This is a genomic window from Pseudomonas sp. K5002, assembly GCF_013386655.1.
Taxonomy (GTDB): domain Bacteria; phylum Pseudomonadota; class Gammaproteobacteria; order Pseudomonadales; family Pseudomonadaceae; genus Aquipseudomonas.
In genome coordinates this window covers 1-6,233 of sequence record NZ_JACARK010000770.1, presented here as the reverse complement: position 1 = coordinate 6,233, position 6,233 = coordinate 1, and the positions used below count along the sequence as shown (strand labels likewise).

The 6,233-nt window shown below is 61.4% G+C and carries 7 protein-coding genes; 1 reads left to right on the top strand and 6 read right to left on the bottom strand.

The features are described 5' to 3' along the window. Positions 1-529: AraC family transcriptional regulator (locus tag HX846_RS28185; protein WP_178966544.1), on the bottom strand; the 529-nt coding region annotated here is incomplete at its 3' end. Positions 530-630: 101 nt separating this feature from the next. Between HX846_RS28185 and HX846_RS28180 the strand changes: the two genes are divergently transcribed. After that, positions 631-1,710, top strand: a complete 1,080-nt coding sequence (locus tag HX846_RS28180; RefSeq protein ID WP_178966543.1) for a fatty acid desaturase — start codon at positions 631-633, stop codon at positions 1,708-1,710. A gap of 38 nt (positions 1,711-1,748) precedes the next feature. Here the strand turns inward: HX846_RS28180 and HX846_RS28175 are convergent, their stop codons facing one another. The 5 genes from HX846_RS28175 to HX846_RS28155 form a co-directional block, all read right to left on the bottom strand. Next, a complete protein-coding gene (locus HX846_RS28175) occupies positions 1,749-2,060 on the bottom strand; it encodes a putative quinol monooxygenase (RefSeq protein WP_003218128.1) in 312 nt (103 codons plus the stop codon). Between the two features lie 292 nt (positions 2,061-2,352). Next, positions 2,353-3,219 carry a LysR family transcriptional regulator gene (locus tag HX846_RS28170; RefSeq protein WP_256740029.1) on the bottom strand — a complete coding sequence of 289 codons (867 nt, stop codon included), beginning with the start codon at positions 3,217-3,219 and terminating at the stop codon, positions 2,353-2,355. A 27-nt stretch (positions 3,220-3,246) separates the two neighbouring features. Beyond that, positions 3,247-4,419: an L-dopachrome tautomerase-related protein gene (locus tag HX846_RS28165; RefSeq protein WP_178966541.1), complete on the bottom strand. Its 1,173-nt coding sequence runs from the start codon at positions 4,417-4,419 to the stop codon at positions 3,247-3,249. Positions 4,420-4,549: 130 nt separating this feature from the next. Beyond that, entirely contained in the window at positions 4,550-5,482 is a 933-nt protein-coding gene (locus HX846_RS28160; protein ID WP_003218124.1) for a LysR family transcriptional regulator, read from the bottom strand. A 74-nt stretch (positions 5,483-5,556) separates the two neighbouring features. Next, on the bottom strand, positions 5,557-6,233 hold a 677-nt coding region (locus HX846_RS28155), incomplete at its 5' end, for an MFS transporter (protein WP_178966540.1).

Genomic DNA, 6,233 nt, shown 5'->3' with positions numbered 1-6,233 from the left:
ACGGCTTGGGATCAGCCGGCTCGGGCCGCCGCAGGTACACCGCCAGCGGCGCGTACTCCCGGCCCAGGCGATTGCGGCAGGTGCGCACGTAAATCGCGGCGAACGCATCAATCGCCTCAAACGCGGGTGCGGGTGTACCGGCGGGCTGTTGCAGGCGAAAGCGGTAACGTTCGCCCTCCCGGCTAAGCTCCAGGCTCAGTGCGTCGCTGACCACCTGGTGATAGCGCACGATCCGCTCGAACACTTCCCGCAGGCTGCCGCTGGCCACCAGCGCATAACCCAGCGCATGGAACGTGGTGGGGCTGACAAACCGCGACACCCGCAAGCCAATCGCCGGGTCGCCGCTGGCCTGTACCGCCAGTTCCCACAGGCGCGTGGTGGCCGATAGCGGGTAGCGCGCGTTCGGATCTTCCATCAACTGCGGGTCGAGCCCGGCCTGGGCGCACAGCGCGGCGCTGTCGAGGCCCAGGGCGTCGAGCTGCTTGCGCAGGGCGCGGGTCCAGCTGGCGAGAGAGGTCGGTTCGGTCATGTTGATTGGCGCTTGCGGTCAACAGGTTGGCGTGTGGGGCTAGCGTCCCGCCAGATCGCATAGGGCAGGATGTACGCATCAATAAGACAGAGGATGGAAGCATGGACGGTACTTCTGCAAGTCCCCGGCAGATGAACGCACAACAGCGTTCAGCGCATATTCGTGAAGTGGTGCTGGCCGAGGGGCTGTTATTGCGCCAGCGCCACCCCTGGCTGCTGCATCAGGATGCGTTGGGCGCGGGCATCCTGGCCTTTGCCCTGGTGGGCATGCTGGGTTCGGCGGCGCTGTATATCACCGGGCACATGGCGTGGTGGGTGTGCCTGCTGCTCAACGCGTTTCTTGCGTCACTGACCCACGAACTGGAACACGACCTGATCCACAGCATGTACTTTCGCAAGCAGCGCCTGCCCCACAACCTGATGATGGGCCTGGTGTGGCTGGCGCGGCCCAGCACCATCAACCCTTGGGTACGGCGCCATATCCACCTCAATCACCACAAGGTTTCCGGCAGCGAAACCGACATCGAAGAGCGCGCGATCACCAACGGTGAACCGTGGGGCCTGGCACGTTTGCTGATGGTCGGCGACAACATCATGTCGGCACTGATCCGGGTGCTGCGGGCACCGTCCTGGAAGCACAAGCTGGGCATTCTCAAGCGCACGGCGCTGGTCTACGCACCGCTGGCGCTGCTGCATTGGGGCGCGTGGTATGTGTTCCTCGGCTTTCATGCCGCCAATGGCATCGCCAGCCTGCTGGGCGCGCCGATCGACTGGTCGGCCAACACGCTGGCGGTGATGCACGTCATCGACATCGCCGCCGTGGTGATCATCGGCCCCAACGTGCTGCGCACCTTCTGCCTGCACTTTGTCAGCTCCAACATGCACTACTACGGCGACATCGAGCCGGGCAACGTGATCCAGCAAACCCAGGTGCTCAACCCGTGGTGGCTGTGGCCGTTGCAAGCGTTCTGCTTCAACTTCGGCAGCACCCACGGGATTCATCACTTTGTGGTCAAGGAGCCGTTCTACATCCGCCAGATGACGGTGAAAACGGCGCACAAGGTGATGGCGGAGATGGGCGTGCGCTTCAACGATTTCGGCACGTTTGCCCGGGCCAATCGGTTTGCGCGCCAGGAGGGACGGCTGAGCGAACTCAACCCGGTGGAAACGACAGCGAGCTGAGCAAGCGTCCCGGTCACCCTGGGGTGACCGGGTGCGGTTTATTGAATGGCCTGGTAGAAGTTCACCTGTGCTTCATCCAGGTACGCGAGGATTTTCGCCGGCAGGCGCTCGGTGGGTTTCGCCGGGCCGAAGGCTTTGTAGAGCGTTTCGAAATGCGCGTGCAGGTCCGCGACGCTTTCCCACTGTTCGTTGAGAAAGAACCGGTTGGGGTTCTCTTCATCCTTATGCCATTGATAGACCACGGCCTTGTCGTGCTGGTGGGTGAGCTTTTGTGAAACGGCCGCTACATCACGATAGAACTCGGCCTGTTTGCCTTCTTTGATGGTGCCGCTGAAAACCAGGTAGAGCATGTTGGAATCCTCGGTTTGGGGAGATTGCAGAACATCTGCATCGCCAAACTAGCCTCAGTGAGCAGGCCCTTGTAGCCAGCCTGCCGCGAATTCAGAATTCGTAAAAGGCCTCGGAATCGAACGGCCGTCTTTGTCCGGTCAGGCCCATGCGTTGCAACACCAGCGCTACCACCGCAGCGGTAACCCGATGGAACGACAAGTCTGTCACCCCTAGTCGAACGACGCGTGGGCCGCTCGCGAGATTTGTTTTGCCTGCAGCTTGGTGAGTCACCGTCATGATTTTTTCCCTATGCTAAAAATCGCCCTGGAACTCGGCGATCATGAACTCGACGAAAGCCCGAGCCTTGGATGAGATCAACCGCGCGCTGGGGTAGATCGCCCAGATATCCCGGGTTTGCTCCAGGACACAGGACGGCATGATTTCCACCAATGCGCCGCTTTCCAGTGAGGGCCTGACGTTCCACTGTGAAACAGAGACGATGCCGAGCCCACCCTCCGCGGCAAGCCGTGCGCTTTCGCCGCAATTGACTCTGAGCGAACCACTGATTGCCGTGACTTTGTGTGACTGGGCACCCACGAAACGCCAATGGTCCTCGTCGCCCAGCAGGATGCAGGAATGATTGACCAGCTCCGCAGGTGAAGTCGGTCCGCCATGCGCCTGGAGGTAGGCGGGTGCCGCACACAGGATGCGTCTGTCGCAGCCGAGCTTGCGCGCCACCAGGGATGAGTCCTTCAGGGCGGCGATGCGGATTGCCACATCAATCCCGATCTCGGTCAGGTCCTGCATTTGATCGGACAGTATCAGGTCGATCTTCAGCTTCGGGTTGGCGTGCAGGAACCGGGTAATGGCCGGCATCAGGCACATCCGCGCGAAGGACCCGGGGGCGGATACTCTTAACACCCGCTTGGCCACGTCCTTGCCTTTCACCGCGACCAGATAGGCCTCGTCCACGGCTGCCAGCACCCGGATTGCATGGGGCAGAAACAGCGCACCGTCTTCGGTCAGGCTGACCTGGCGGGTGGTACGATGCAGCAGGCGCATGCCCAGGTATTCTTCAAGCTTCGCCAGTTTGTGGCTGGCCACCGAGGGCGCGAGTCCCAGCTCCCTGCCGGCTGCGGTGATATTGCCCAGCTCTGTTGATCGCATGAACAGGTTCAACGCATCAATATTCATGCTTCGGCGCCGCTAGTGTGTGGGCGCCGGCGCGCCATCGATCTTCACGCGCAGCAGGCTGTAGGGTTTCTGGCGCAAGTCTTTGCCTGCGTGAAAGATGCTTTGGCGGTGCAGCTGATTGGCGATGAAGTACAGGTAGCCATCAGGACCGATTGACAGTGTGTCGGGCCAAAGCACACGCGGATCATGGACGATGGTCTGCCATTGCCCGTTCGCCAGCCGTTTGCGCACGCTGTTGTTTTCGTAGTCGCCGGCATACACGGCCCCCGAGGCGTCGGCTTCAAGCCCGTCCGAGGCGCCTTTTTCCCCGAGGTCTTTGACCGCCATTTCGAGCCGTGCTTCGCTGACTGTCTCGTCACGCAGCAGTGCCGTGGGGATGGCGTACAGGTGCCGACTCGACAGCGGGCAGAAATACAAGGTCTGCCCATCAGCCGACAGGGCGATGCCGTCCGAAGCCACGGCAAAAGGCTGGGTGCCGCCTTTGGCATCCCGCACTTTCAGGACCTGGCCTTCGACCGTGGGTACGAAGTTCGGGTCGACCGAGGTCGAGGGTGCACCACTGAGCCGGCGTATGGCCGTGCCACTGGCGATGTCCATGACGATGATCGCGCCCGGGCCGGTAAGTGAAGAGTCGGTGATATAGACCACGCCTTGGTCACCCACGCGAAAATCAAAGCGCATGTCGTTGACGTAGGTGCCGGGCAGCATGACGTTTTTCGGGAATACGAGGGTCTTGACCACCTTGTTGGTGGCGAGCTCAACTGCGACGAGCTTGGCACCACCTGGCTGTGGAGGCGAGAAGCCAGGCGCCGCGGTGTCCAGTATCCAGAGGCGTCCGCGCCCGTCGGCCACCACGCTTTGTACGCTGATAAACCCTTTGGCCGGGTCTTTGGGGTTGGCCTGATTTATCGCCTGGTCAGGGTAGGGTACGACTTTGCCGTCGCGCAATTCTGCGACGGTAAACGGCACCTCGTCGCCCCAGCGAGGAAAGTTGACAAAGATGCGTCCGGTCTCGGTAACGCTCACGCCGGTGGGCATGGCATCGTGGAAGGCGTGCACCTGCTCGATGGCGCCAACGCTCTGATCGGCGGGCAGGTTCGCCGGCATGGAAGCCTGGGCGGCGGTGCCGGTGAGGGCCGCTGCCAAGGCAAGGGCAGTCCAACTGATTGGGTATTTCAAGTACATGGCAGGGCTCCAGGTTTTTCTGTTCTGGAGCCAATGGTGTCGGTTCCCGGCAGGCGAAAAAACCCGCTGATTGCCGATAACAGTTTCATTGAAATCAAGAGAATGGGCTGTCGCGCGCAAGCCTGGTTTTTTAATTGCGGGCGAGCAAGCTTGCTTCAGCAGAGGGGGTATCCACGGTGATCAGGGTTTCGATCATCGCCTTCGCCGCCGGCGACAAGCGAAACCCGGTACGGCTGATGATCCCGCAGCGGTTGTTCAAACTGTCGAGGCTGTGAGGCACGTTGCGCCAGTGCAACACCGTCAGTGCGCCACGGGCAAAGTCTTCGGCAAACGCATCCTCGGCACCCAGGCCAATCGCGTTGGACTGGTGCACGATGGCTGCCAGCGCCGCAAACTGCTCCAGTTCGATAGCGGGAGAAAAGTCGACACGCCCGCTCAGGTTGGCCAGTAGCTTGCGTACCCCGGGAGCGATCAGCGGTGTGGCCAGCGGGTAGTCAAACAGGTCGTTGGTCGAGAGGCTGTCCTTGGCCAGTAACGGGTGCCCGGCGCGGCAGAAAAATACATTGCGCCGGGGTGTCAGGGCCTGGGTCTGGAAATTCGGATCGGCCTCGAAGTGGCGCACATCGGCGATGAAGAATTCGATCTCTTCGCGACTCAAACTGCGTCCGAGTTTTTCCCAGTTATCCACATGCAAACCGCTGCGTACTCGTGGATGAGCGCCGACAAACCGTGCGATCGCTCCAGGCACCAGGTTCACCGCCGCCACGGCATCGCAGCCAAAGCGCAATTCGCCGGCGTCGAGCTTGGTCATGCGGGTGACTTCGTGGCTCAGCCGCGCCGCCCCCTGAACGAGCGACAAGGCATGTTGCAACACCACCTGGCCTTCGGGAGTGGGGCGCAGGTCTTTGTGGGCGCGGTCCACCAGCACACAGCCAAACTCCTGTTCCAGGCTTTGGATGCTGCGGCTGAACGCCGGCTGGGTAATGCCCATGGCGTCGGCGGCGCGCACAAAACTGCGGTACTCATTCAGAGCAATGAAGTAGCGCAGTTGGCGAAGGTCCATGGAGTTTTCCGGCGTCCTGAAGGAAACCGCGATTCTAATCGCCTCGCTTATTCCGCAAAAGAATGTTCATTGTTTTATCTAGATTCAAATTGCATATCCATAGAGCCTGTGCGGTAGGTGGCCGGGCTGAACACCCGGGTGAGTATCAACATCGCCACCACCGTCAGCGTCAGCACCATCCAGGCGCTTACGAAACTGCCAGTCAATTCCCGCAGCCAGCCGGTCAGCCACGGTGATACGGCGTTGATCAAAAAGCCCACGCCCTGGACGAACGCTGCCAGTTGGCCGGCCTCCCGAGGGTCGCGGCGGTGATCCAGGGTCAGCAACAGGCTCAGGGCGAAACACGCTCCCAGGCCGAAACCGATCAACGCCACCCACACGTGGGGGAACTCCAGCGGCGCCGTCAGCAGGCCGATATAGCCCACGGTCTGGGCCAGCAGGCTGATGCTCAGTAACGGTCGACGATCAATACCACGTTGCGCCATTGCGGGCATCAACAGCGCGGCGATTACCTGGAAGATCGTCATGAACGCCAGCAGCGAACCACTGGGCAGTACGCCCCAACCCAACTGCTGGTAGTAGGCCGGCAGCCACGCGACCATGCTCATGTAGCCGCAATTCACCAGGCCGAAATACAGCGCCAGCAACCACGCCCGACGGTTGCGCAGGCCCTGGAACGGCGCCGTCACCTGCGGGTTTTTCGCCGCACCCAATGGCAGCCACGCCCACAACAATAGTGCGCCCAGGGCCG